The sequence below is a fragment of the Nocardia ninae NBRC 108245 genome (assembly GCF_007990755.1).
Classification (GTDB): Bacteria; Actinomycetota; Actinomycetes; order Mycobacteriales; family Mycobacteriaceae; genus Nocardia; species Nocardia ninae.
The window spans coordinates 322377-345526 of record NZ_BJXA01000001.1; the positions used below are offsets into that span (position 1 = coordinate 322377).

Annotated in this window: 22 protein-coding genes; 6 read left to right on the forward strand and 16 right to left on the reverse strand. The window is 67.8% G+C overall.

The features are described 5' to 3' along the window. Positions 1-73: 73 nt before the first annotated feature. Complete coding sequence (locus tag NN4_RS01540) at positions 74-1519, reverse strand: M14 family zinc carboxypeptidase (protein WP_147128096.1); 1446 nt, start codon at positions 1517-1519, stop codon at positions 74-76. Between the two features lie 49 nt (positions 1520-1568). Between NN4_RS01540 and NN4_RS01545 the strand changes: the two genes are divergently transcribed. After that, positions 1569-2174 (forward strand): TetR/AcrR family transcriptional regulator, encoded by a 606-nt coding sequence (locus NN4_RS01545; RefSeq protein WP_147128097.1) that lies wholly within the window; start codon positions 1569-1571, stop codon positions 2172-2174. A 13-nt stretch (positions 2175-2187) separates the two neighbouring features. Here the strand turns inward: NN4_RS01545 and NN4_RS01550 are convergent, their stop codons facing one another. Beyond that, entirely contained in the window at positions 2188-3384 is a 1197-nt protein-coding gene (locus tag NN4_RS01550; RefSeq protein WP_246180643.1) for a GGDEF domain-containing protein, read from the reverse strand. 197 nt (positions 3385-3581) lie between these two features. Next, a complete protein-coding gene (locus NN4_RS01555) occupies positions 3582-4112 on the reverse strand; it encodes a CGNR zinc finger domain-containing protein (RefSeq protein ID WP_147128099.1) in 531 nt (176 codons plus the stop codon). Between the two features lie 38 nt (positions 4113-4150). Here NN4_RS01555 and NN4_RS01560 point away from each other — a divergent pair, with 38 nt between their 5' ends. Continuing rightward, a complete protein-coding gene (locus NN4_RS01560; protein ID WP_147128100.1) occupies positions 4151-5146 on the forward strand; it encodes an EamA family transporter in 996 nt (331 codons plus the stop codon). Here the strand turns inward: NN4_RS01560 and NN4_RS01565 are convergent. The 7 genes from NN4_RS01565 to NN4_RS44705 form a co-directional block, all read right to left on the reverse strand. Then, positions 5116-6084 (reverse strand): endonuclease/exonuclease/phosphatase family protein, encoded by a 969-nt coding sequence (locus NN4_RS01565; protein WP_246180644.1) that lies wholly within the window; start codon positions 6082-6084, stop codon positions 5116-5118. The two genes, NN4_RS01560 and NN4_RS01565, sit on opposite strands and share 31 nt — an antisense overlap. Before the next feature lie 67 nt (positions 6085-6151). Then, entirely contained in the window at positions 6152-7384 is a 1233-nt protein-coding gene (locus NN4_RS01570; protein WP_147128101.1) for an MFS transporter, read from the reverse strand. Between the two features lie 91 nt (positions 7385-7475). Beyond that, a complete protein-coding gene (locus tag NN4_RS01575; RefSeq protein WP_147128102.1) occupies positions 7476-10592 on the reverse strand; it encodes a lantibiotic dehydratase in 3117 nt (1038 codons plus the stop codon). 15 nt (positions 10593-10607) lie between these two features. Then, positions 10608-11912: a lanthionine synthetase C family protein gene (locus NN4_RS01580; RefSeq protein ID WP_147128103.1), complete on the reverse strand. Its 1305-nt coding sequence runs from the start codon at positions 11910-11912 to the stop codon at positions 10608-10610. 40 nt (positions 11913-11952) lie between these two features. Then, entirely contained in the window at positions 11953-12132 is a 180-nt protein-coding gene (locus NN4_RS01585; protein WP_147128104.1) for a hypothetical protein, read from the reverse strand. 8 nt (positions 12133-12140) lie between these two features. Further along, positions 12141-12326: a hypothetical protein gene (locus NN4_RS01590; RefSeq protein WP_107656795.1), complete on the reverse strand. Its 186-nt coding sequence runs from the start codon at positions 12324-12326 to the stop codon at positions 12141-12143. Between the two features lie 12 nt (positions 12327-12338). Beyond that, on the reverse strand, positions 12339-12500 hold the full coding sequence (locus tag NN4_RS44705) for a hypothetical protein (RefSeq protein WP_186818196.1): 162 nt from the start codon (positions 12498-12500) through the stop codon (positions 12339-12341). 443 nt (positions 12501-12943) lie between these two features. Between NN4_RS44705 and NN4_RS01595 the strand changes: the two genes are divergently transcribed. After that, the gene (locus tag NN4_RS01595) at positions 12944-14869 is read left to right on the forward strand and encodes an ABC transporter ATP-binding protein (RefSeq protein ID WP_147128105.1); all 1926 of its coding nucleotides are present in this window, start codon (positions 12944-12946) and stop codon (positions 14867-14869) included. Here NN4_RS01595 and NN4_RS01600 read toward each other — a convergent pair whose 3' ends face one another. Continuing rightward, positions 14870-15268, reverse strand: coding sequence for an ArsR/SmtB family transcription factor (locus NN4_RS01600; protein ID WP_147128106.1), 399 nt, complete (start codon positions 15266-15268; stop codon positions 14870-14872). Further along, a complete protein-coding gene (locus NN4_RS01605) occupies positions 15268-15924 on the reverse strand; it encodes an SRPBCC family protein (protein WP_147128107.1) in 657 nt (218 codons plus the stop codon). The genes NN4_RS01600 and NN4_RS01605 overlap by 1 nt, the downstream gene beginning before the upstream one ends. A gap of 197 nt (positions 15925-16121) precedes the next feature. Between NN4_RS01605 and NN4_RS01610 the strand changes: the two genes are divergently transcribed. Then, positions 16122-17366: a PucR family transcriptional regulator gene (locus NN4_RS01610; RefSeq protein WP_107656799.1), complete on the forward strand. Its 1245-nt coding sequence runs from the start codon at positions 16122-16124 to the stop codon at positions 17364-17366. Here the strand turns inward: NN4_RS01610 and NN4_RS01615 are convergent. The 4 genes from NN4_RS01615 to NN4_RS01625 all read right to left on the reverse strand — a co-directional run bounded on the left by NN4_RS01615 (position 17347) and on the right by NN4_RS01625 (position 21046). After that, entirely contained in the window at positions 17347-19014 is a 1668-nt protein-coding gene (locus tag NN4_RS01615) for a peroxidase family protein (RefSeq protein ID WP_147128108.1), read from the reverse strand. The genes NN4_RS01610 and NN4_RS01615 overlap by 20 nt on opposite strands. Before the next feature lie 153 nt (positions 19015-19167). Then, entirely contained in the window at positions 19168-19383 is a 216-nt protein-coding gene (locus tag NN4_RS01620; protein WP_147128109.1) for a hypothetical protein, read from the reverse strand. 133 nt (positions 19384-19516) lie between these two features. After that, complete coding sequence (locus NN4_RS44710; RefSeq protein WP_186818197.1) at positions 19517-19669, reverse strand: hypothetical protein; 153 nt, start codon at positions 19667-19669, stop codon at positions 19517-19519. 51 nt (positions 19670-19720) lie between these two features. Beyond that, positions 19721-21046 carry a dicarboxylate/amino acid:cation symporter gene (locus tag NN4_RS01625; RefSeq protein ID WP_147128110.1) on the reverse strand — a complete coding sequence of 442 codons (1326 nt, stop codon included), beginning with the start codon at positions 21044-21046 and terminating at the stop codon, positions 19721-19723. A gap of 417 nt (positions 21047-21463) precedes the next feature. On the opposite strand from NN4_RS01625, the gene NN4_RS01630 reads away from it, so the two are divergent. Next, entirely contained in the window at positions 21464-22387 is a 924-nt protein-coding gene (locus NN4_RS01630) for a DUF1206 domain-containing protein (RefSeq protein WP_246180645.1), read from the forward strand. Between the two features lie 168 nt (positions 22388-22555). Then, complete coding sequence (locus NN4_RS01635) at positions 22556-23095, forward strand: hypothetical protein (protein WP_147128111.1); 540 nt, start codon at positions 22556-22558, stop codon at positions 23093-23095. Positions 23096-23150 lie beyond the last annotated feature (55 nt).

A 23150-nucleotide genomic window follows, 5' to 3' on the forward strand; every position in this document is an offset into this window, starting at 1 on the left:
ACCGCCGCCAACCGTTCCAGCGGCACCGGCTCACCCGGCACCAGGCCGCTGCTCACGTGCCCTACCTCGGGCGTCAGACCGAAAGTCCGTCGCGCAACCTGGCCGCCGCCGTGACGATGGCACCCGCCTGAATCGCGACCAACCGTTCCAGCGCCACCGGCTCACCCGGGGCATTGCGCTCGACGTCGGCGCTCCACCCATCGAATATCGCACCGACCCGAGCTTTCTCGGCGGCCAGCGACGGGTCGCGCTGCGACTCCTCGTCGAGCAACCGCAGCAGCATCCCGCCGGCCCGCAGTCGCTGCGCGGCGACCCAGAAGTATTCCTCGAGGAAGATCTCACCCAGGGTCGCGCGGCGGTCCTGGGCAGCGGCCGCGTCCCGCTCCGCGGCCAGCTCCCCGAGTGCCCAGCCCATACTCCGCAGCGACCGTTCGAACGGACTGCGCCCGGTCAACCGATCACCCAACCCATCGAGCACCCCGGTCACCAGCGCAGCGATCTCACGATACGCCGTTGCGGTGGAACGCATTACGTCGTTCCATGACCGTTCGCTCGGCGTCTGGTCGGCGATCCGCGGATCTGTCCAGAGCGGCAATTCACTCACCAGCACCGCTGTCCCGTAGGGCGCCGCATAATCCAGGCTGCCCCCGCCGCCGATCCCCGCCACCGGATCGACCCCTACCGCCAGCCAGGCATCGGCCATCTTCGCGAACGTCGGCAGCTCGTAGATCCCTTCCGCCCACCGTGCGCCACCGGGCGCATCCGGTTCCCCCTGATGCCGCGGCACCTCCGCGTCGTCCAGCAACTGGACCAGCGCCGACCAGTAGCCGGCGTCCCCGCCGGAGCAATAGTAGAAGCCACCACCGAAGTCGCCATTGTGCAGCGACGCGATCAGCGCGGGCCGAGTTCGATCGATCAGCGTCATCAGCGCCCGCGTCTCCGGCATCGGCACCCCGACTTGCTTATCCCGCCAGGTGATGGGAAAACACCACTCCGGCTGCTCGGGCCCCGCCGGACGGTAGAACTCGCGCGCCACAGCGGTCCGGGTGCGCGGTCCGGCGAACCACCCTTCGTTGAGCCGCGTCCCATCCGGGTCCACGCACGGCACGAAATGCCAAGTGGCACCGAGGGTGTCCACTTCGCCACGAGCCAACCTGCCGAGCAGATGCCGGATCGTCGCCATGCCGATCGGCTCGTTCGGATGCGGGTTGCCGAACACCAGCAGGTGCCGTTCCCCCGACCCCACCCGAACCTCGCGGATCGGATCCCCGCTGCTCGACCGCCCGATCTCCTCGACGGCGACCTTGCCGGGATGTGCGGCGACCAACTCGTCTACGAACCTGTTCAGCTCGTCCACCGTGGGAAACGCCTCGATCCGTTCGACCGGCCCGACGATCCGTGCCACGTCGTCTACAACCTGCACCGACTCCTCCGCGCCACGCCCACAACCTGCCGCCGCAGCCGCACCCAGCCCTGCCACCAGCGCAAACAGCCCGCGCCGCTCCAGTTCGACCATCATGCCTCTTTCGATAATCTGATTATTTCAATAATGAGATTATCATGGGCTCATGCGACGTGCGGAGATCCGGGAGAACAACCGAGCGGCCCTGATCACGGCGGCGATCACCGAGATCGCGGCCCACGGCTACCAGTCCGCCCGGCTCGGCGATATCGCCGACCGCGCGGGCTTGACCACGGGTGCGATCTACTCGATCTTCGGCAGCAAACAAGCGCTGCTCTTCGCCGCGATCCACCGGATAGTCGCGGAGTACCACGACACCTTCCGCCCGCTGACCGACCGCGACCTGCCCCTCGCCGACGTGCTGCGCGGCTACGCGGCCGCGGTCCTCGACGCGGCGGCGGAAAACCGGGCCCGCGAATACTTCGCGTTCGAACTGGAGGCCATGGCCGCCACCCTCCGCGACCCGCAGCTGATGTCGGACGTGGACGAGCAGGTCCCGAGCAATCTCGATCTGCTGAAGGAACTGCTCACCGATCACCCGATCGACCAGGCCGACGGTCCCAGGACAACCGCCGAGCAGGTGGCCCGGCTGGCGCCCGCGGCGCATGCGCTGATGACCGGGTTCGCGCAATACGCGATCGTCGAGCCCGCCCAGATCGACCGCGACTACGTGAACGAGTCCCTCATCGCGCTGCTGGCACTCATCCGCTGACCGGAATGCCTTCCTAGACAGGCGGTCTCATCGTCTCACTGGGTACACCGTCGTCCGAGGTGATCGCAGGCAGGATCTCTGGCACCTCGGCGACCTTGCGCCGGGGCCTGCTCGGCGACTCGTCCCGACCGGCGATCGCCACCGCGTTGCCACCGTGTCGCTTCGCCCGATACATCGCCGAATCGGAACTCCGCAGCAGCCGGCGAAAGGCACTCGCGGTGTACGGATCACCGTCGATGACCGCGACGCCGACGCTGGCCGTGATCTGCACCGGCAGATCGGGCATCGTCTCGATCGCCCGGCGCAGCCGCTCACCGAGCGCGGCCGCGTCCTCACGTAGGCACCCGACGACCACGAACTCCTCGCCACCGGTGCGCGCGAGCAGGGCATCGGCATCGACCACTTCGCGCAGCCGTTGCGCGGTCCGCGTCAGTACCTCGTCGCCGAACGGATGACCGAAGGTGTCGTTGACGGCTTTGAACCGGTCCATGTCCAGCGTCGCGACGTAGGCCGACCCGCCACGGCAGTGCACGAGGTGCGCCGAGAGGTGGGCGTCGAGCCCGCGCCGGTTCAGCAGCGCGGTGAGCGGGTCCGACAGCGCGTCGGCCCGTAGCAGCCAGTGGCAGAACTGCACGAAGGGCAGCATCACACCGACCACGACGAGCATGACCAGGATGACCGCGAGGCCGAGGGCGAGATCTTCTTTCCGATGGTCACCATCCGGATGCCCGGCGGCGGCCAGTGTCCCGTTCACCATCAGTGCCGCCAGCACGATGCTCGTCAACAACGTCCAACCGATGTGCAGCGCCAGAATTTTCGGGCCATGGAATACGGTCACATACGCACCCATCGCCGTCAGCAGCACGACACCCAATACTCCGACGACGCGATCGTGCACCAGCAAATCATTGGCGGTGGTGTCGATATCGAAAAGCACGATCCAGGCGAGCGATTCGCGCTCGCGTGGCCACGGCAGAAACCACCACCGCAAAGTCCACGCCCCCGCGACGGCCGCCTCGACGCCGCCCTGCACCTGCCCGACCCACCCGGCGACGTCACCCTGCGCCACCGACGCGAGCACCGCGATCAACAGCATGACCAGCCCGCCCGCGCCGAGCATGAACTTGAATCGACCGAGCGCACCGTGCGATTCGAACGTCTCGACCAGGGCACGGTAATCGACCGGATCCCGCCACCATGTTCGAAACATCGATCGATCGCCGGTCAATGAATACCGCCCTTGGTCGACTACGGACCCGAGCGTCAGCCCGGGATCCCCCTGGTCACCCAGCTTGGCGTGCTAATCGAGATTAAGACGGTCCAGCAAATCGTGCAATGTGAGATCGGCACACTACCGATTTCGATACGACCGGCCTATTCTGCCGGTCCGTTGTCGTGCGCCCGTAATCATTTCTTCCGCGCGCGGTACGCCGCGACGGCATTGCGGTTTCCGCAGGTGGTGCTGCAATAGCGCCGTGAGCGGTTGCGCGACAGGTCCAGCACGAGACCCTCGCACGTACTGTCCGCACAGACCGACAGCCGACTCAGCTCGTCGGAGCGGATGAGATCGATCATCGCCATCGCGGTCTCGACGGCGATCCGCACCGGCAGCGGCGCCTCCGACGGCACCGCGTGAATGTGGTAGTCGACATCGCCGTGCCGGACGAGTTGCGGCACCGCCCGATGCTCCGCCAGCGTTTCGTTCACCAGCCGGGTCGCGGTATCGCGATCGCTGGTGAGCATCCGGCGCAGCGGCGCCCGCAGTGCCCGCACCTGCGCGAGCTCCGCCGCGTCGCCGGCGTGCACACCGGTGTAGGTGTGTTTGACGAAAAACTCTGCAAGCTGGTCGGTTTCGGTCAGCGTGTCCGGCTCCTCCGCCGAGTTCACCAGCTCCACCGCGGCCACCAGCGCCGCCTCGGTGTCATGAGCAAAAGTCATATTGACATATTACACGCACCCCCATACCGTCATTACCCATGGCTACGATGACTCATGACAAGGCCGCTCAGCGGCTGAAATCCGGACTGATCCTCGCGGTGCTGTCCGCCTCGTCGTTCGGACTCTCCGGCCCGCTGGCCCGTGGTCTGATGAACGCGGGCTGGAGTGCCGCCTCCGTGGTGGCGATCCGGGTGCTGGTGGCCGCCGCCGTTCTCTTGCCGATCGCGGTGGCGCAGCTGCACGGCGAGTGGCAGCTGTTGCGCCGCAACGCATTCCTGATCACCGCGTACGGCCTGGTGGCCGTCGCCGGTACCCAGCTCGCGTATTTCAACGCCGTCGCGCACATGGAAGTCGGCGTGGCGCTGCTCATCGAATACACCGCCCCGATCGCCGTGGTCGGCTGGCTGTGGCTGCGGCACCGCCAACGCCCGGGCACCGCGACGGTCGCCGGTGCCGCGCTCGGGATCACCGGCTTGTTCCTGGTCATCGACCTGCGTTCCGGCATGACCACCAGCTGGGTCGGCCTGGCGTGGGCGCTGGCCGCCATGGTCGGCGCGGCGGGCTACTTCGTGCTCTCCGCGCAGGGCAACGGCACGCTGCCGGGCACCGTGCTGGCCGCGGGCGGACTCCTCATCGGCGGACTCGGCCTGCTGGCCGCGGGCGCGGTCGGCATCGTCCCGCTGCACGCGACCACGAATCCTGTTGTGTTCCAGAGCTTCACCATCGCCTGGTGGCCGCCGGTGCTCGCGCTCGGCACGGTGACCGCCGCGCTCGCCTACGTCTCCGGCATCGCCGCGACCCGCCTGCTCGGCTCCCGCCTCGCCTCATTCGTCGCCCTCTTCGAGGTACTCGCCGCGCTGATCTTCGCCTGGGCGTTGCTCGGCGAGGCGCCGCGGCTCATCCAATTGCTCGGCGGCGCGCTGATTCTGGTCGGTGTGGTGGTCGTCCGGCGTGGCGAGCTGACTGCCACCGCCGAACCGGTGGGCGAATTCAGCCCCGAGGGTCAGGTGCTCGACGACGCTCCGCGCAGTTGAACCCGCGCGACCAGGGCGCGATGGTCCGCACCCGGCAGCCCTATGGTCTGCACCGCGACCGCGCGACCGCCGGCGACCAGGATGTGGTCGATGCCGACCAGCGGCGGGAAGCGCTTGTCGGTCGGGTAGGTGACCAAGTGGCCGGCACCCGCCTGCTCCGCGGCGTCACCGAACCGTCCGGACAACATCGAGCGGTACTGCGCGTGGTCGAAGGTCGCGTTGAAGTCCCCGCCGACGATGGCAGGCCGGTTCGCCGGTGCCCGCTCGAGAATCTCGCGCAGCCGGGACAGCTCATCGGCCCACACCTGCGTGCCGTACACCGGTGGCACCGGATGGAAGGCGAACACCGAGACCGGGCCGACGTCCGGAATGGTTGCCGTGGCCGAGATCTGGTTCAGCACGAATCCGTCGTACTCGACGGTGTCCGTCAGCGGGTAGCTGCTCCAGATTCCGGTCCCGGTCGCGGTCCGTCCCGGTGACAGATATCGGTGCGGCAGCAACTGATCGAGCCCGACCCGGCCCAGCTCCTCGACCGCCGCAGGGGTGAGTTCGTTGACCGTGAGCACGGTGATGTTCCGTGCCCGCACCTCGTCCACCAGCGTTCGCGGATCCGCCCCGTCGAACAGCAGATTCGCCTGCATCGCCGACACGCTGTGCTCGCCGGCCTCGCCCGAGCCACCGACATAGAGCGGAGCCTGCGTCCACAACGCGCCGGCCACCACCACGACCGCGACTGCCGCGCCGATCCAGTACCGCGTGGCGGCGAACGCCAGCGCACCGAGGAGCGCGCACGCCATCAGGTAGGGCGCACCCGAAGCCGCCAGGACCAGCAACTCGAACCCCGACCGGCTGAAGTGCAATCCGATCCCGGCGACCCCGGCCAGCGTGGCACTCCAGGCGAGCAGGTGGACACCGATTCGGATCTTCTTCGACTTCACACCCGACAGCCAAACACGAGCTCATAGCCGCAGACCAATAGCCGGGGCCGCTGGCCTTGGGTCGCTGTCACACCGTGCGTTCGCCCAAGCGAGCCTGTTCGACGGGTTCGATGGGGCCCAGGCCATCGATAGAGGTACGCGGGACCGCGGCCATGGCCAGCAGACCGATCGCGGCGACCGCAGCGAAAAGGTAGAAGCCCCAAGGGTTTGCGGAACCGACGACGATGAGCCAGCCGGTGATCGTCGGCCCGAAGATCGCGCCGAGACGGCCGACACCCGAGGCGAGCCCCAGCGCGGTGGCGCGAATTTCGGCCGGATAGGCCTGAGTCACGTAGGCGTAGATGAGCACCTGTGCGGAGAAGACGAAGATGCCCGTGACCAGTACCAATCCGTTGAGCAGCACCGTGCTCGCGATCTTGATGCTGAGCAGTGCCAGGAAAACCGCCGCCGCACCGAACCACACCAGCACCGTCGGTTTGATCCCACGCCGATCAGCCAGTGTCCCGGCCGTCAGCAGACCGATCACCGCACCGATGTTCAACATCAACAACACCGTCAACGAGGTCGACATGTTGTACCCGGCATCACGCATCAACTTCGGCAGCCAAGTGTTCAACCCGTAGACAAGCAGCAGCCCCATGAACGATCCGACCCAAACCCCCAGCGTCGCACGCAGATACAACGGCTTCAGCAATACCGCGGGCCGCACCCGGACCGGTGCGTCCTTGGCCGCGAGGAACGCCTCGGACTCCGGCAGCTTGATCCAGACCACCGGCACCAGCACGAACCCGGCCACGCCACCCAAGTAGAACAGCGGCTCCCAGCGCGGAACGAGCTGGAGCGCGAGCAGCGCGGCGAACACCGCTCCGACGTGGTATCCGGTCATGGTGATCGTGCTCGCGAAGGCCCGGCGGGACGCGGGCATATGCTCGGCCATCAAGGTCAGCGCGGTCGGCATGCATGCGCCGAGCCCGATCCCGGCGATCAGCCGGAACGTCGCGAACACGCCGACCGACCCGGCCAGCGGTATCACCGCGGTGAACAGCGAGAACAACGCGATCGAGCCGAGCAGCATCCACCGGCGCCCGTAGCGATCGGTCACCGGCCCCGACCCGGTCGCCCCGATGGCCACGCCCACCAGCGACATCGTCGCGGCGAAAGTCGCACTGGCCGCGGTGAATCCGAGGTGATGTTGATCGATGAGGGTGGGAATGACGGCCCCGAGTACGACGAGGTCGTACCCCTCCAGCAGCACGGTCAGCCAGCAGAGCATGGCTGGCCACGACAGCAACTTGTTCATAGCAGTGTCCGATTCTGTTATGCAGTTGTGACTGTCATCACGCTACCTCGGAACGGCGGCGAGTACCCCCGTAAGCCGCAGAGCCGCAACATTATTCGGCGGGAGCACGCTGACCTGCCTTCTTGTGCACGGGCGCATGGCGCAGACTCTCGCTGGTTCGCCACAGGAGCCCGAGGACCTGCTGCTCGGGCGGGTGTCCGCAACCGAGCAACCGATTGCAGTGCATGTGGACGAAGCTGCGGGCGAGCTCGAGGCGCGAGCGGCTCAGTTCACCACGCTCGGCGAGTGCGTCGAAGCGTGATGCGCACTCGCGTACCAGGATTCGGCGCCGAGCCAGCACCTCGGCAATCGCGTCCCCACCCGGCTGGGTCGACAGCCACTGCGGATCACCGAGCAGCGACCTCAGAACTGGCTGCCGGCCACGGTACTCCGCTGAGGTAGCGCGGCGGTCGAGAACACCGAGTCGATAGAACTCCACCTGCTCGGCCGCGTCCAAGCCGAGCGCGGCCACCAGATCGTGCACCGTGTAGATGCCGAGCAGCGTGCGGTCCACTTCGACCGACAGCTGATCGATCAGATACAGCAGGTCCAGCACGGCAACGCTGTCCGCGGCGAATACCTCTTCGGCGACCGCCATTCCAACCGGGCCGCCGTAACGCTCCACCTCCTGGTCGTAGGTGTCCAGGCACATTCGACGGCAGAACCCTTTGGCCACCAGGCTATTTCCCCACCGCAGGAGCGCAGGCGCCAGCCGGTCGGCCAGCCGATCGGGGTCGCCGTGCCAGCGGATGCGCAGGTGTGGGTCCGGATCGGCATAGCGCAGAAAGAACCAGCTGTCGGCCGACCCATCCGCCATCGTATGGGCGCAGAACGTACGGAGCTGATCCGCGAGCAGATCCTCCTCGAAGGTCGGCACATGGTAGAGCTTGGCGAACAGCCAGTCGCTGCCCGGCGGGCGCAGGCGTTCGGTGATCGTCGGCCGAATGGTGCTGGCACGCAGCTGAACCGGCTCGACGGCCGCCTCGACGGCATCCAGCACAACAGGCACAACGATCTCGCTGACGTAATGCCCGTCGGGCCCGGGCAGCCACGCCTGACCCGGTGCGGGCAATGCTTCGTCCAAAGAGAGCCTGCCACCGGGCATTCGGCGGGCTTCGAGGCGAATCTGCTCGACCTGTTCGGGCGAGTCGAGATCGAGCAGCAGACGGTGGTCCGCCATTGCCAGAAAGACGTGGCGTGGCGGCTCCCACCGCTGCCGCCAGGCCGCGAAGGTGACAGCGAAAGCTGCCGAGTCGGTGGCCAGTTCGTCGGCGTTCACTCGCCACCGGGCCGGGGCCAATACCACGCGGCCGACCTGAACCCTCGGCAGGAAAGAAAATCCGGCCGCCGTCCCCCAGTCGAAGGTCGTCGGCATGGCGCGGCCGTTGCGGTTGATCTCGTCCAGGAACCGCACGACCGCCGGAGCCAGCTGCGCGTTGAGCATGTGCCCTGCACAGGCGACGATCTCCTGCCCGGTGCGCGGCCACCGCACCACGAATCGGTTCCCGTGCAGGCCGACCACCAGTTCGGACAGCGGAACCACCCGATCGGCCGGTGCTCCGGGCGTCGTGTCGAAGGCCAGCTCCCATTCCCGCGCCAGCGGCCGGATCGCCACATTCGCCAACCGGCCAGGTCGCGGCAGATAGGTGATCTCGGCGGACAACCTTCCGGGCCGGCAGTCCGCCTCCGCGGCGGCCGAAGAACGCAGTGCGGCGTCGGCTTCGGGTCCCAGCAAGTCGGCGAAGCGCCCCAGCACGCGGCCCGCCGCGGCCGCTCCCATGTTGGGCCCCACCACCACCTGGAAGTCGCCCGCATCCACCGCCGCGGGCGACGCGGCCACGACGAACAACGAAATATCCAGCGAAGTAGGCGCTTTCGCAGTATCGATCGGCTGCAATTCGAGCTTGCCGATGGTCTTCGCGTCGAGCTCGACCACCTGCCGACCGTCCCGGATAGCGTCGAGCGCCAGGTCGGTGAGCGTGCGCTGACGCAGTTGCCGTCGGCTGTCGTCCGCGGTGGTGTTGTCGAACTGACCGGGCGGGCCGAGCCCGATCTCCGGGTCGAGCAGCTCCAGCAGGCCCACCTCGCGCTCGGACCCGTAGCGTTCGATGAACGAGTCGCGGTAGCGATCCAGATGCGCCAGGCCGGTCGGCCAGGACGTGAGCCGGAGCATCAATTCCGCGGCATGCGCGGCTTCGGCGGCGACGGCGCTGCCGAGCCCGCCGGACAGCGGTAAGCCCAGGTCCGTCTGGAACGGACCCTTGGGTGTCGGCACGGCGTGCACCGTCTGTGCCTGCGCCACCAGCTTCGGATATCCGGCCGCTGCTTGATCGTGGTCCAGCTGGTCCCACGCCTCGAGCTGTTCGAGGAGGTCGCCGACGGCCGCGGCGTCAGCACCGGCCGCGGGGATGTCGGCCAAGCGTCGCACCACATACCGGGCCGGGTCGGCGACGGTGAGCGGTGGCCGCAGGTCGGTCAGCAACAGGGTCTGCTCGCACAGCTGATCGAGCAGCCGTGTCACCTGTTCGGTCGTCGCACCGAGTGCGACGGTCAACTCATCGACCAAGTCACTGTAGGGCAACGGAATTCGCGCACGCTCCAGCGCCCGCCGCACCGGCGCGGTGGCCCGCAACGACATCGCCCGGCCGGGTTCGGCGGCGTCGCCGATCGGTGTGCGCTCACTCAGGAACACCCGATCGGCCTGAAAGAAGGCGGCCGGATTCGTGAAAACGCCCAGCCGCGACCGGATTTCCGCCCGCTGCTCCAGCGCGTACACGAGGTCGAGCAGCCAGCCCATGTCCGGTCTGGTGCGCACGGTCGCGGGCAAGTCGGCGATCGCGAGGTCGGTGCGCTCGCCCCAGTGCGCCAGACCCACGCCCGCGAACAACCCGAACGGCGTCGGCCTGCTAGACATCCTGATCAGATATCGCTGCAGCTTGCCAGCCAGCCGCCTGCGGGCGCGGGCGTCGGCGACCGGCCGTTCCAAGGCGCGCATCAGGTCCCCGCCGGCCACCGCCAGCGCCCGCTGCACGCGGGGATCCGCGGGAACGAGCGTGCCCGGCGCGGTTTCGGCCGGCCAGTCCGCAGTCGCGTCGAGCGCCAGGTACTCCTCGATGGGCAACAGCGGCGCACGCACCACCAGCCACTCCAACGGGCGATACAGGTGCATCGCCGTCTCCTCTCCTCAGGCCAGCAGCAAGGTGCGATCCCATGACGGCGGAACGTCCGTGGCGGCGGCCAGCAGGGCCAGCGCCACCCCCGCCGCACCATCGAGCAGGCTGGGATCGTCGGTAGCCGGGCCACCTTCGGCCAGCGCCCGGTAGCCGAACCTGCGCTCCGGGTCGAACATCGCCAACAGCTGGGCGGTCAGCGCCGCGGCGGCGGTGGTGAATACGGCGTCGCCGGTGTCGTGCGCGAACCGCAGGGTGATCTGAAGCAACCCGGCCACCCCGTGGCACAGGCCGGAGGAGGCGTCGATCCGCCGTTCCGCTGCCGGGCGGCGGAACACAGCGGCCATGGTCGCCACCGCGATCTCAGTAAATTCGTTGTCCTGCAATGTGGTCCCGGCCAGCCACAGTGCCCGTGCTACTCCGGGACTGCCGTAGCACCAGGCGTTGTGGGTGGGTCCGTGCGCCGGCGGCGTGGAGCCGGTCGCATCCGGCAGCGCTACGCCGGTGGGCCAGTTCGGTCCCCACTCGTCGTCGCATCGGTGCGCGACCAGCCAGCGCGCCACCCGCGCGATCGCTTCCCGTTGTCCGGCCACCGAGACACCCGCCGCCTCGGCGAGCGCAAGCACCGCCAGCGGTCCTGGAATCCCGTGCGCGAGCCCGCAGTTGAGCACACCTGTCGGATAAGAACGCGACATCGGAGTGTTCGGAATCATGGCCTCGAACGGGGTGTGCCAGTTGGGCAGTCCGTCCTTCTCGTCGCACAGCGCGACCAGCCCGGTCAGCACTGCACGCAGCGCGGTTCCTGCTCGCGGTTCCTCCTTGCGGCACAACAGGTAAGCACCGGTTCCGGCCAAACCGGCGATGGCGTCGAACGCCGCGAACGGAAGTCCGGCCGGTGTGCGCGCCACGGTCTCACCCAGCGCGGCCGCCGACCCGGCGATCGCCTCGTCCAGGCCATCGAGCAAGCGTTGATATCGGGTCCCGTTGCGCGACAACGCATCGGCCGCGAACGCCACCTCGCACAACCCGCCGAACAGGCCGAGGTATCCATGCTCGGCCTGCTCGACGGTCCGTGCGGCAGCCGCCAGGCAAGCATGCGAGTCAGCTGCCCACTCGTGTTCCGGCAGAACCCGATCCAACTGGCCGAACAACACGGCACGCCCCGAGTTGTTCGGCCGCTGCGCCGAATCCGCAGCACGCAGCCGTTCCCCGACTTCCATCGCCACTGCGATCGCCGACAAGGCCGCGTCGGCGGGCAGCACGCTGCGCCAGGGCCGTTGGCATCGGTCGACGGTCGTCGACGCACGCTCCGCGTTCACTGACGATGGTGTCCTTTCTGAAAGTCGGTGCAGCGGCACATCAGCAATACCGGCTGCCGGTGCATACGCGATGCGTACAACAGCCGGTGGCCGCGGTAGGGCAGCCCACCTCGGTGCACGGCTCGAGCTGGGTCACCCCCGCGGCCATGCCCACCTCGATTCGCACGCGCGGTTCGCCGACCCGGATATCCAGGTCGAATTCATCTACCGGAGCGGACATCTCGTCGCCTACACCGTGCAGTACTTGGTGCATCGCGGCGGATGCTCGGTGTTACACGCCGACCCGCAGGTCGCGCAGTGCGAGTCGTTACACGTTTCGAAATCCGAAGTCCTCGCCGCCATCGCGGGATCGAGCAGCCTGCTCGCGGCGCCGATCCGGATGTCGAGGTCGAAATCATCAACAGGTGCGGACATTTCATCCTTCTTTCAGCAAGTCCGTTCGGTGGTCTTGCACATCGGGTAGCTACTGCATTCGTCGGTGGGACAGACGGACTCGTTGGTCCGCATCACCATCGGGTCGGTCAGGACCTCCGCCCGCACCGCGCCGAGACGAATATCGAGATCGAATTCGTCTACCGGAGTGGTCATCTCATCCTTTCCCCATCGGCTCGTTCGTCGCCGCGTGGATTACACGACTCCCACCGTGCGGCACGGCACGGCCCGGGAACTAGAGGAGGTTGCCGCGACCGGCCGGGACGTTTTCCCGAATCTTCGGGAACGCGGTCTCTGTCGGCCGGGCATGCCGCGCCACCAGCCTGGAGCGGTGGCACGCCCCTGTGCCGAACAGCGGAGGAACCATGAGACTCGACGAATTCGACTTGGACATCAGACGGGGCACACCGTCTCGCGCAGAACGACTTTCGACAGCGGTCGACCCGCCGACGACCGATCCGTACTGGTACTCACGCGAATACCTCTGCGGCAGCTGCCATGTCGATCAGGCAGTGGTCCACCGCAAATAATCCCGTGCATTTCCGCGGAATCGGCGCGAGCCTGTAGGGCGTACGCCGGCAGGCACAGGAGGGGACCCGATGGCCGCAGAAACCACCGCACCACCCCTCGTCGGCATCGACGAGATGACCACACCGACCTGGATGACGGTGGACAAGCAGGTCGCCGAGGCCGGAATCTGGCGGACATTACGGGCGCTACCCGCAGGCGCACGAGTGGTGACCGGCCTGGCCTGGCAGGCCTCCCGGCGCCTGACCCTCCTCACCGCACTCCTGTCCATCGCAGGCGGATTCGCGACCGCGATCGGCTTACTCGCCACCGCCGACGTGCTGACCACGCTGCTCGCGCAGGGACCGACCGCGCAGCGCGTAGTGGCGGCATTGCCCGCGGTCGGCTCGGTGGTGGCCGCCCTCGCGGCGCGCGCCCTGCTCGAAAGCGGCTCCGCCACAGCGGAAGCGCTGCTGAAACCCAGGGTCGAGCAGCAAGCGCGGGACAAGGCGCACACCGCGATCGCCCGGGTCGAGCTCATCGCCTTCGAGGACAGCGAGTACGCCGACCTGATCCGCCAGGGCTTGCAACGCGGCATGGGCAGCATCGCCCACTGCGTCGACGCGATCACCGGCGTGGCCGGTTCGCTCATCCACGTCTGCGCCGCGGTGGGCACGGCGGCGGTGCTGCATCCGTTGCTCGCGCCGCTGGTGCTGTTGGCCGTCATCCCGGACATGTGGGCGTCCGCCCGGGCCGCGAAGCTGTCCTACCAGTCCTATATCCGCATCATGACCAGCCATCTGCGGACGGCCATCGCCAGCGACCTGTTGTCGGACCGGGACACGGCGGCCGAGCTGCGCGCGTGTACCGCGGGCCCGGCGCTGCTCGCCGAGTACCGGCGGATCAGTCAGCAGATCACCGAGGAGACCAGCCGGGTCGAGTTGGCCAGGGCACGCGTGCGTTTGGTGGGGCGCACCATCGCCGGGATCGGCACCGGCATCGCCTTCGGCGCGCTTGGTCTGCTGCTCTACCTCGGCGAACTGCCCTTGGCCATGGCGGGCACCGCGGTCGTGGCGATGCGGATGGCGTCGGCCGCTTTGTCGCAGACCATGATCGGGGTCAACAGCCTTTACGAGAACACCCTCTACCTCGAGTTCTACGGCAACCTGCTCGACCAGACCGAGCGACGCACCCGCCCACCGGCGGAGCTCCACGCTCCTGCCGACCCGCACGAGATCAGTTTGCGCGCAGCGTCTTTCACCTACCCGGGCCAGCAGGACCCCGCGCTGCACAAGGTCGACCTGACCATCCGACGCGGCCAGATCATCGCGCTGGTCGGCGAGAACGGATCCGGCAAGAGCACCATGGCCAAGCTGATCACCGGCCTGTACCTGCCAACACAGGGCCAGATCTGCTGGGACGGGATCGATCTGGCCACCGTCGACGAGCAGTCGATCTACCGGCAGGTCTCGATAGTCATGCAGGATCCGGCCCGCTGGCCGATGACCGCACGGGACAACATCCGCATCGGCCGCATCGAACGCGCCGACCCGGACGGTCTCGTACTCGCCTCGGCGGCACGGGAATCCGGTGCGGACGTCGTCATCGATGAGCTGCCCTACGGCGAGCACACCGTACTGTCCCGGCAATTCAGCAAGGGCCGCGATCTCTCCGGCGGTCAGTGGCAGCGGATCAGCGTGGCCCGCGGGCTCTACCGGGACGCACCCATCCTGGTGGCCGACGAGCCGACCGCCGCCATGGACGCCCGCGCCGAGCACGCGGTCTTCCAGTCCCTGCAACACCTCAGCCGCGGCAACGGCCGCAGCGCGGCCAACCGCACCACCATCCTGATCACCCACCGGCTGGCCAACATTCGGCACGCCGACCGCATCATCGTGCTGGACCACGGCCGGATCGTGGAGGAAGGCACGCACACCGAACTCATGGCGAAGGACGGGACCTACGCTCAGCTGTTCAGCCTGCAAGCCGCCGCCTACCAGCTCGAATCGAGCAGCTGATCAGGCCTCGCGAGCGTCCCGCTCGGTGGCATCCCGGCCGGGTTCGGCCGCCCGACGGGCACGCCGACCGCGGGCGACCTCGGTGGCGAGGGCGTCGAGCGGCTGAGCGAACTGTGCCAGCGGATCCGCGAGAGCCGACAGCCACACCTGGGCCACCTCGACACCGGCGGCGTCCAGGGCATACACCCGGCGCGTACCTTCCGCGCGGACGCGCACCAGCCCGGCGTCGCGCAGCACCTTGAGATGCTGCGAGACGCCGGGCTGCGAGATCCGGGTGAACCCTTGCACGGCAGCGACAACCGTGCCCGCCGGCTGTTCGCCGGTGGCTACGAGCTCGAGGATGAAGCGGCGCACAGGGTCGCCGAGCGCCTCGAAGATCTTTTCCGGAGCAGAGGTCATCAGGACTGCGCGTTGCCCTCGGGCTCGACGGTGTAGAAGGTGATCGTCCGCTCGGCGGCCTCGCGCGCGGCGGCGGGGTCGTCGCCGGCCTCGATGGCCGCGTTCGCCCAGTCCGAACCCGCCGCCCGCACGAACGTGATCCCCTCGGGAGTCGTCGGAAAGGCCAGCCCCTCGGCCGGGTCCACCGCCGCCCCGCTCGACAGATGCAGACCCAGCGCCATCAACGCCAGATCCCAGCCGACGCCGACCGCACCCGGACCGTACTGCCCCCAGAACTCGGGATCGACCGGCGCCTCGTGCGCCAATTCCAGCACGGTGCCCTCGTCGCCGGGCGCGAGGTCGACCGTCACCCACGACACCTGCGGGCCCATCTCCCAGGTCAGGGCGAGCCGTCGCGGCGCCTCGCACTCCTCGACCACTCCCCCCGCATTGCCCTCCAGCTGGTAATGACCACCGACTTTCAGGTCACCACTGATCGGCAGGAACCAGCGCGGCAACCGTTCGGCGTTGGTCAGCGCATCCCACAGATCATTCTGATCGGTGGCGTAGGTGCGGCGGGCGACAGCGATCTTGGTCGGCGCGCCGTCCCGAGATCCGTTGCGGACCTCGCGAACCATGAGCCCGGCGATGCCGGCGGGATCGGTGAGCAGGGGCATAGCATCCTCCTTCTATAAGTTTTTACTTATATTAGCGGCACTGTCGAGCTGCCGCCACCCCACCCTGCTGTGACCGATCACAGCTACCGTTGCGCCGCGCCCGCGTGTTCTCACAAGTTCGCCGGTAACCTTCTCCGACCACCACCGCGTAGTTAGTGTGAACCAGCTACATAGCTATTGCTGACAAAGGAGTTGTCATGGCTATCGACAGTCCGCTACGGCCGAATCTGACGATCTCCGGGCAACCCATGTCCACCCCCTTACGCGACGTCAGAGCCCTGTCCCGGCAGATGGTCGGCCACTTCGTCGAGAACGTCGTGCCCTGCGGGACGCTGCCCGGCGAGGCGATCTACGGCGACATCACCACCATCACCCGCGTGTGCCTGGAACTGGCCGCCAGCATGCTGGACGGGCAGAACATCCCGGAGAAGGTGGAGAAGCTCGAGGAGGCCGCCGCCGGTTGGGCACGCGAGGGTGTCCCGATCGACGCGATCCACGACGCCATTCACGCCGGCTTCAAGATGGGCGTAGACCTGGTCGTCTCGAAGCTGACCGCCAAGGACTTCGACACCTTCGTCGACAGCTCCAAAACGAACATCGAGATCCTGCACACGCTCACCTCGGCCATCTCCCGGGCCTACTTCCGCGAACTGCGCGCCGTCGTCAGCGAGCACCACACGGCGGTGCACACGCTGACCTCCGCGCTGCTCGGCGGCCGGCCGACGTCGACCATGGCGCGCGAGTGCGGCGTCGCCATCGCCGAGTCGTATGTGGTACTGGCAGTGTCGATTCCACGCCACCGCGACGAGCACAACCCGGCCCTGGACACCCAGGTCGTCGCCCGCCGCAAGCTGCGCCGCACCCAGGCGGAGCTGGCCGCCCGCTGCGGCGGCAGCGCGCTGTCACTGCTCAGCATCGATGGCGGCACCATTCTGCTGCCCGCCGGCCAGCACAGCGACGAGGAACTCGACGAGCTCGTCGCCGGCCTGTCCCGGGCCGCGCAGGTCGGCATCACCGCCGCCCTGGTCGAGTCGGTGCCCGACCAGATTCCCGGCGCCGTCGATCAAGCCCACGAGCTGCTCGACATGGTGCACCGGCTGCACTGCGTCACCGGCCTGTACCGATTCGACGAGCTAGCGCTCGAATACCAGCTCACCCGACCGGGTCCCGGCCGCGAATACCTCGGCGCGGTGCTCACCCCCTTGGACGAGCACACCGAGTTGCTGGAGACGCTGCAGCTGCACATCGCCAACAACCTCAATCGCCAACGCACCGCCCGCGCCTTGCACGTGCACACCAACACCGTCGACTACCGGCTCAAGCGCATCGGCCAGCTGACCGGCTTCGATCCGTCGCAGCCCTCCGGCCTGTGGTACCTGCGCTCGGCGCTGATCGCGCGCTCGTACCACCCCACCGACGCCGCTAGTCGCCAAGTGGGTTGAGCAGGTCGGCCTTTCCCTCGAAGGCGAACAGCAGCAGGTCGGTCATCCGGAAGGTATTCGAGTCCGGCCCGTACTTGGGGCGCCAGGCCGGATCGCGCACGATCGAGGTGCGGCTGCCCTCGATGGCCCGGTGGAACACCTCCGCCACGATCCGGCCGCCGACCGGCCCGAGCAGGCCGTTGCCGAACTCCGCCTCGCGCAACAGGTAGAACCACAGCGGCGTGGCGGCGAGGACAGTGGTGCGTTGCTCGTCGGTGAGCGCGTCGAGTGTGGCGCCCTGATTGCCGTGCAGGATCTGCTCGGCGCTGAGCGGTTCGACGCCGAAGAACTCGGCCATCTGCTGCCCGCTGGCGAGGCGGACCATGTGCGCGCGGGTGAGATTGCGAAATGCCAGGTTGCGGTGGATGTTCGGGACCGTGCTGCCGCGGCCGCCGAACGTGCCCGCAGGCAGGTTGACCAGGGGGTCCACCAGCAGCGTGTCGACCCGCTTCGTCACGTTGCCGCCGCCGCTCTCGGCGGGCGCCGCGAGGTCGGGGCGGTTCGCCTCGGTGAAGTCGAAAAGCCTGCGGAAATCCGCGATCCAGTTGGTCGGCAGGGTATCCACGGTGCCCGAATTGGGATTGTCCAGATCGGGAATCTGCGAACCGGCCTGGAAATTACCGCTGACGCCGCTGAACGTGAACAACTGCAGCAGGGTGGCGATCTCGCCGGGACCGGTGCTGTTGAAGACCCGATTCCACTGGTAAGTGTCGCGAATCATGCTGTGGCCGATTCGGTATGCCGCGACGGAGAACTCGATCGGCATGGTCGGGCGCAGGCCGCGGCCCGCGTACCCGTCTCCCGGCGCCTCGAAGAACCGCCTGCCCTGCCGGAACACGTCGGCGACGATCGCCGGGTCCACGATGCGCGGCAGGAAGTCGTGCACCAGCATCCACTGGTAGTGCCGGACGACCAGCTCACGGGCCGCGCTGAACAACCGTCGCCTGGCCAGGCCCTTGAGCGCCAACTCCTCGACCACTCGGTTGTGAAAGCGGATGAACGCCAGGTGTGTCTGCGCGACCGCGAGGTTCTCGTCGTTGCGGTTGTCCGGGATCAGCGGGCGTCGCCGGTCCGCGGCCGTCCCACCCGCGCCGCCGAACCGCGGCAGGTCGAAGCCCGTCAGCTCGACCTTCACCCGGTCGTCGGGAAAGTCCGCCGGGGAGGTCGTGCCGACCTTCAGTGTCACGCCGTCCTCGGTGTAGCAGACGCGATCGTTCGGGTCCGTCGGCCCCCTGCCGTACACGGAGTCCAAATCCAGTGCGGGAGAACGCCCTTGCATCAACTCGTCGACGGTGACGTCCTCGCCGAGCTGGGCCGAGGTGCGGTCCATGGTGAGATCGTGGTCGACGAACTGGCCGAGATAGGTGAAGCCGGCCGGGATCGGCGGCTCGGCCGAATCCGGTTGCGGCACGCGGGCGGTGATCGCGGCCGCCAACGCCGCTCTGGTCGGCTCGTCGGTCGGCACGCCGACCGGTCCGAGCCGGGAGAAGCGGAACCGGCGCAGTTCCTCGACGGTCAACGGCTGCCGCGTGATCGGGCGTCCCTGCCAGTCGAATTCGAGCACTCCCTCGCCGACGACGAAGAAGCTGTCAGTACCGTGCTGTTTCATGCGAACCCTCCGAATGGTTCGAAAAGTGATTTTCGGACGAATGTCCGCATGACAGCCGCCCCCCGTTTTTATCTGTAGTGCTGAACTGCGCGCTCCCCCGAGCGTCGACCGGTCGTCGCGACCGATCGAGTGCGCATGCCTCCGAGCTGGTGATCAGCTAGGGCAGCCGACCGCCGCCGAAGAACCGGTGGTCAACGCCGCGACGAGTCCGGCGAGCAGGCCTGCCGCGCACTCCGCCGACCAGGTCGTCGGACTACCGCCGACCTGCGTCGCGGCCGGACCGGCGTCGGCCGAGGCCGGCATCGCGCCACCGAACAACGACGCGACGACGACCGTGCCCACCCCGATTCGATAAACCGCCCTACGCATGAATTGATCACCCCCGGAGACCGAACTAGATCGAATACCCGGAACACAGGTCCGGACTGCCCCAATATTATCCGAGCACCCATTCCGTGCTCAGCCGTCAATTGTTGGGGCAGTCCGGTAGTAAGCGCACCGATCAGTCCGGTGGTTCCTGCGTGTCGTCGGGGGTGGCCAGGTCGGGAGCGACCTCCCGGGTCGCCATCCCACCCTCGCCACCCTCGTCGCTCGGCCCCGGGCGGCCGCCCTTGGGCTCGTCGCGCTCGTCGTCGGTATCTTTCGCACGTGTCATGAGAGACCCCTTTCGTCGTCGCTGCGAACTACCCGCGACGACGTCGTTCAATCAGGCCGCCGCAGGCACGGGCTCCGGTTTCGACTCGGGCGCGGTCAACGACACCGACGGCTGATCGAAGACCTCTTGATCGAGGATGCCCTCCCGCTTCGCCACCAGCACCGGCACCACCATCTGCCCGGCCACATTCGTCGCGGTCCGGATCATGTCCAGGATCGGGTCGATCGCGAGCAGCAAGCCCGCACCGGCCAGCGGCAGACCGAGCGTGGACAGGGTCAGGGTGAGCATCACGATGGCGCCGGTGAGACCGGCCGTCGCCGCGGAACCGACCACGGAGACGAACGCGATCAGCAGATAGTCGCGCAGGTCGAGCTGTGTTCCGGTGATCTGGGCGACGAAGATGGCCGCCAGCGCCGGGTACACCGCCGCGCAGCCGTCCATTTTCGTGGTCGCGCCGAACGGCACGGCGAACGACGCGTATTCATTGGGCACACCGAGCCGTTCGGTGACCATCCGCTGGGTCAGCGGCATGGTGCCGATCGACGAACGCGAGACGAACGCCAATTCCAGTGCGGGCCAAGCCTTGGCGTAGAAACGGACGGGACTGACACCGCCCACGGTGCGCAACAGGATCGGGTACACCACGACGAGCACGATGAGGCAGCCCGCGTACACCGCGACGGTGAACGTGGCCAGCGGCCGCAGCAGGTCCCAGCCGTAGCTGGCGATCGCCTTGCCGATCAGTCCCGCGGTGCCGATCGGCGCGAGCCGGATCACCCACCACAGCGCCTTCTGCACCAGCTCCAGCACCGATTCGGCCAGTGTCAGAAAGGGTTTGGCGGCGTCGCCGAGTTTCAGCGCGGCAAAGCCGAGCACCGCGCCCAGGAATACCAGTTGCAGCACATTGCCGTTGGTGAAAGCGCCGACCACGTTCGTCGGGATGATGCCGGTGAGGAAGTCGGTCCAGCCGCCCTTCGAGGTGGGCTCCTTCGCACCGACCAGCGAAAGGTCGACGCCGCGACCGGGATTGGTGACGAGGCCGAGCACGATGCCGACCGCGACGGCGATCAGCGCGGTCCCCAGGAACCACAGCAGGGTGCGACCGGCGAGCCGGGCGGCATTGGTGACGTGCCGCAGTCCGGCCACGCTCACCAGCACCGCGGTGAACACCAGCGGCGGCACCGCGAGCTTGAGCAGCTGCACGAAGATGCTGCCGACCTGGGTCAGCGTGCTGGTGAGCCAGGCGGAGCCGGTCGCGCGGGCGAGGAAGCCCGCGGCGATACCGACCACAAGGCCGAGCAGGATCTGGACGCCGAACGACCAGCGCACCGGATTCAGGGTACGGCTGCGCGAACTAGGTGAAGACAAGGGAACCATCCAAGACAAATCAGGGGATCTGGTGAGGTGTGCGCACGCGTCAGCAACACAGCTGCGCGGCCAACCGCCCCAGATCCACATGCAACCTGGCGACCAGGTGCACGACTGTCGCGAAAAAGTTCATAACGCCCTAAACGGTAAGCGATTCGTCCGACCAATTTTCACTCCGGTCGGTGGCACGCCTTATGTCCTGCGTCACAATCGGTCGGACCAGGCCTGCTCGGACGATGCGCTGCCTTCCCCAGTCGGGTTGTCGTGGCGCCAGTTGGTCCCCGGACTTCGTTGCGCACCAACCCCGTTCGACCAGGCACGCCGACTCCGCGCGCGCCACAGCGGATCTCGGCGCACGAAGAAATCTCGTGCGCCGTGTCAATCGTCACGAAGTGGGCAATACGGGCGGTGAGAGATGAGGTAACCATGAGCTTTTTCCGAAGTGCGAACAGGTATCGGCGCCGCGATCGGGTCGGCACGGTGCGCAGCGGCCGACGGTCCGGCTGGGGCCGATCCAACTGGAACCGGCGTTCCGGCAACGGACGGCGCAGCCGGTCCACGAGTTCAGGCGGGCTGGAAACGGTGGCCCGCTTCGGGTTCATCGCGCGCGGCATCGCCTACATCACCATCGGCCTCATCGGCTTCATGCTGGCGATCGGCACGGCCGAGCACGAGCCGGACGGCGGCGGGGCACTCGCCGCCATCGCCACCAAACCGTTCGGGTATCTGCTGCTGTGGGTTCTGGTGTTCGGCTTCGCCGCCCTCGTCATCTGGCGGATAACCCAGGTCGCCGGCGCGCGGCGGACGTACTCCGGCGGCCACCGGTTCTATGCAGTGGTCTCCGGAATCGTCTACGCCCTGGCATTTCTGGGCACCTTCCGCTACGTGGTGCACGGCCGCACACCCAAGCCGAGCGACGCCATCGCCCGCGATCTCACCGCCCGCATCCTGAGCTGGGACGGCGGCACGGTGGTCGTGCTGCTGATCGGACTGGCCATCATCGCCTTCGGCATCTGGCAGACGGCCCGCGGCTTGACCCTCGAGTTCGTGGACGACCTGCGCATGGGCTGGATGACGCGCGGTTCGCGCGAGGCGGCGGTCTGGCTCGGCCGCATCGGCTACCTCGCGCGGGGCGCGATCGTCGTCAGTATCGGCCTCGCCGCCGTCGTGGCCGCGCTGAACTACGACTCGGCCGAAGCCAAGGGTATCGACGCGGTGCTGCGCGATTTCGTCGGAAAACCCTTCGGCCCATGGCTTCTCATCCTGATCTCGCTGGGCCTGATCGCGTTCGGTGTGCTGTCCTTCCTGGAGGCCAAGTACCGCAGGACCTACGGCGGTGTGCCGGTCTGATCTCCCCAGTTGCGCGTTGGTGCACGTCAGGCATTGGGGCGCAGTCGGTTTCGGGTGCTGCGGCGGCGGGGATCGTATCGTGAATCTGCCTTCGGTGGAGCGTATTCCGCCGGGGCAGCTGGATCGTCCCTGAAACACCGTGCCAACAGCACACAGTAGGAGTACGAAATGGTACGACGACGCATCCGAACCATGTCCATGCTGGCTGCGGCAGCCCCGCTCGCGGCGGCGCTCGCCGTGCTGCCCGCGGCACCCGCGCAGGCCGCCGACGGCGACCTGAGTTGTTCGGCGACTTTCAATCTCACCCTCGAGCCGCCGTTGCGGGCCGGCGGCAGCGCGAAAGTCTCGATCAGCGGCGACCTCACCAACTGCACGTCCCGCAACGGCAAGTACACCGCGCTCCGGTCCGGCAAGCTGACCGCCGCCGGCGATGCTACGGCCACTGCCGGTGGCTTCAATCCGTGCGGATTGCTGGTCACCGCCAAGGGAAATGGCACGATCGCCTGGGTATCGGGGGGCGACAGCTCCCTCGACTGGCGGATCAGCCCGGACCCGATCACCGGGATCGCGTTCAGCGCCAACGTCACCGCCGGTCAGCTGAACGGTGATGCGATCACGGTGGCGGCGCGTAGTGCGCAACCGAACCAGGGCTGCCGCACCAACGGCCTGTCGACCCTCGCCGTCACCGCTCAGGTGAGCTTCGCCTGACCTCGGAATGACCGGCGCGGCACCAGTTTCCGCGCCGGTCACCAGGCGGTGTAAC

Bases quoted from the DNA above. Each gene is read 5' to 3' on its own strand.
- NN4_RS01610 (WP_107656799.1), top strand. From the start codon at position 16,122: ATGGCTATCGACAGTCCGCTACGGCCGAATCTGACGATCTCCGGGCAA.
- NN4_RS01540 (WP_147128096.1), bottom strand. From the start codon at position 1,519: ATGATGGTCGAACTGGAGCGGCGCGGGCTGTTTGCGCTGGTGGCAGGG.
- NN4_RS01595 (WP_147128105.1), top strand. From the start codon at position 12,944: ATGGCCGCAGAAACCACCGCACCACCCCTCGTCGGCATCGACGAGATG.
- NN4_RS01600 (WP_147128106.1), bottom strand. From the start codon at position 15,268: ATGACCTCTGCTCCGGAAAAGATCTTCGAGGCGCTCGGCGACCCTGTG.
- NN4_RS01630 (WP_246180645.1), top strand. From the start codon at position 21,464: ATGAGCTTTTTCCGAAGTGCGAACAGGTATCGGCGCCGCGATCGGGTC.
- NN4_RS01605 (WP_147128107.1), bottom strand. From the start codon at position 15,924: ATGCCCCTGCTCACCGATCCCGCCGGCATCGCCGGGCTCATGGTTCGC.
- NN4_RS01555 (WP_147128099.1), bottom strand. From the start codon at position 4,112: ATGACTTTTGCTCATGACACCGAGGCGGCGCTGGTGGCCGCGGTGGAG.
- NN4_RS44710 (WP_186818197.1), bottom strand. From the start codon at position 19,669: ATGACACGTGCGAAAGATACCGACGACGAGCGCGACGAGCCCAAGGGC.
- NN4_RS01625 (WP_147128110.1), bottom strand. From the start codon at position 21,046: ATGGTTCCCTTGTCTTCACCTAGTTCGCGCAGCCGTACCCTGAATCCG.
- NN4_RS01575 (WP_147128102.1), bottom strand. From the start codon at position 10,592: ATGCACCTGTATCGCCCGTTGGAGTGGCTGGTGGTGCGTGCGCCGCTG.
- NN4_RS01590 (WP_107656795.1), bottom strand. From the start codon at position 12,326: ATGTCCGCACCTGTTGATGATTTCGACCTCGACATCCGGATCGGCGCC.
- NN4_RS01570 (WP_147128101.1), bottom strand. From the start codon at position 7,384: ATGAACAAGTTGCTGTCGTGGCCAGCCATGCTCTGCTGGCTGACCGTG.
- NN4_RS01615 (WP_147128108.1), bottom strand. From the start codon at position 19,014: ATGAAACAGCACGGTACTGACAGCTTCTTCGTCGTCGGCGAGGGAGTG.
- NN4_RS01545 (WP_147128097.1), top strand. From the start codon at position 1,569: ATGCGACGTGCGGAGATCCGGGAGAACAACCGAGCGGCCCTGATCACG.
- NN4_RS01560 (WP_147128100.1), top strand. From the start codon at position 4,151: ATGGCTACGATGACTCATGACAAGGCCGCTCAGCGGCTGAAATCCGGA.
- NN4_RS01635 (WP_147128111.1), top strand. From the start codon at position 22,556: ATGGTACGACGACGCATCCGAACCATGTCCATGCTGGCTGCGGCAGCC.
- NN4_RS44705 (WP_186818196.1), bottom strand. From the start codon at position 12,500: ATGACCACTCCGGTAGACGAATTCGATCTCGATATTCGTCTCGGCGCG.
- NN4_RS01620 (WP_147128109.1), bottom strand. From the start codon at position 19,383: ATGCGTAGGGCGGTTTATCGAATCGGGGTGGGCACGGTCGTCGTCGCG.
- NN4_RS01585 (WP_147128104.1), bottom strand. From the start codon at position 12,132: ATGTCCGCTCCGGTAGATGAATTCGACCTGGATATCCGGGTCGGCGAA.
- NN4_RS01550 (WP_246180643.1), bottom strand. From the start codon at position 3,384: ATGTTTCGAACATGGTGGCGGGATCCGGTCGATTACCGTGCCCTGGTC.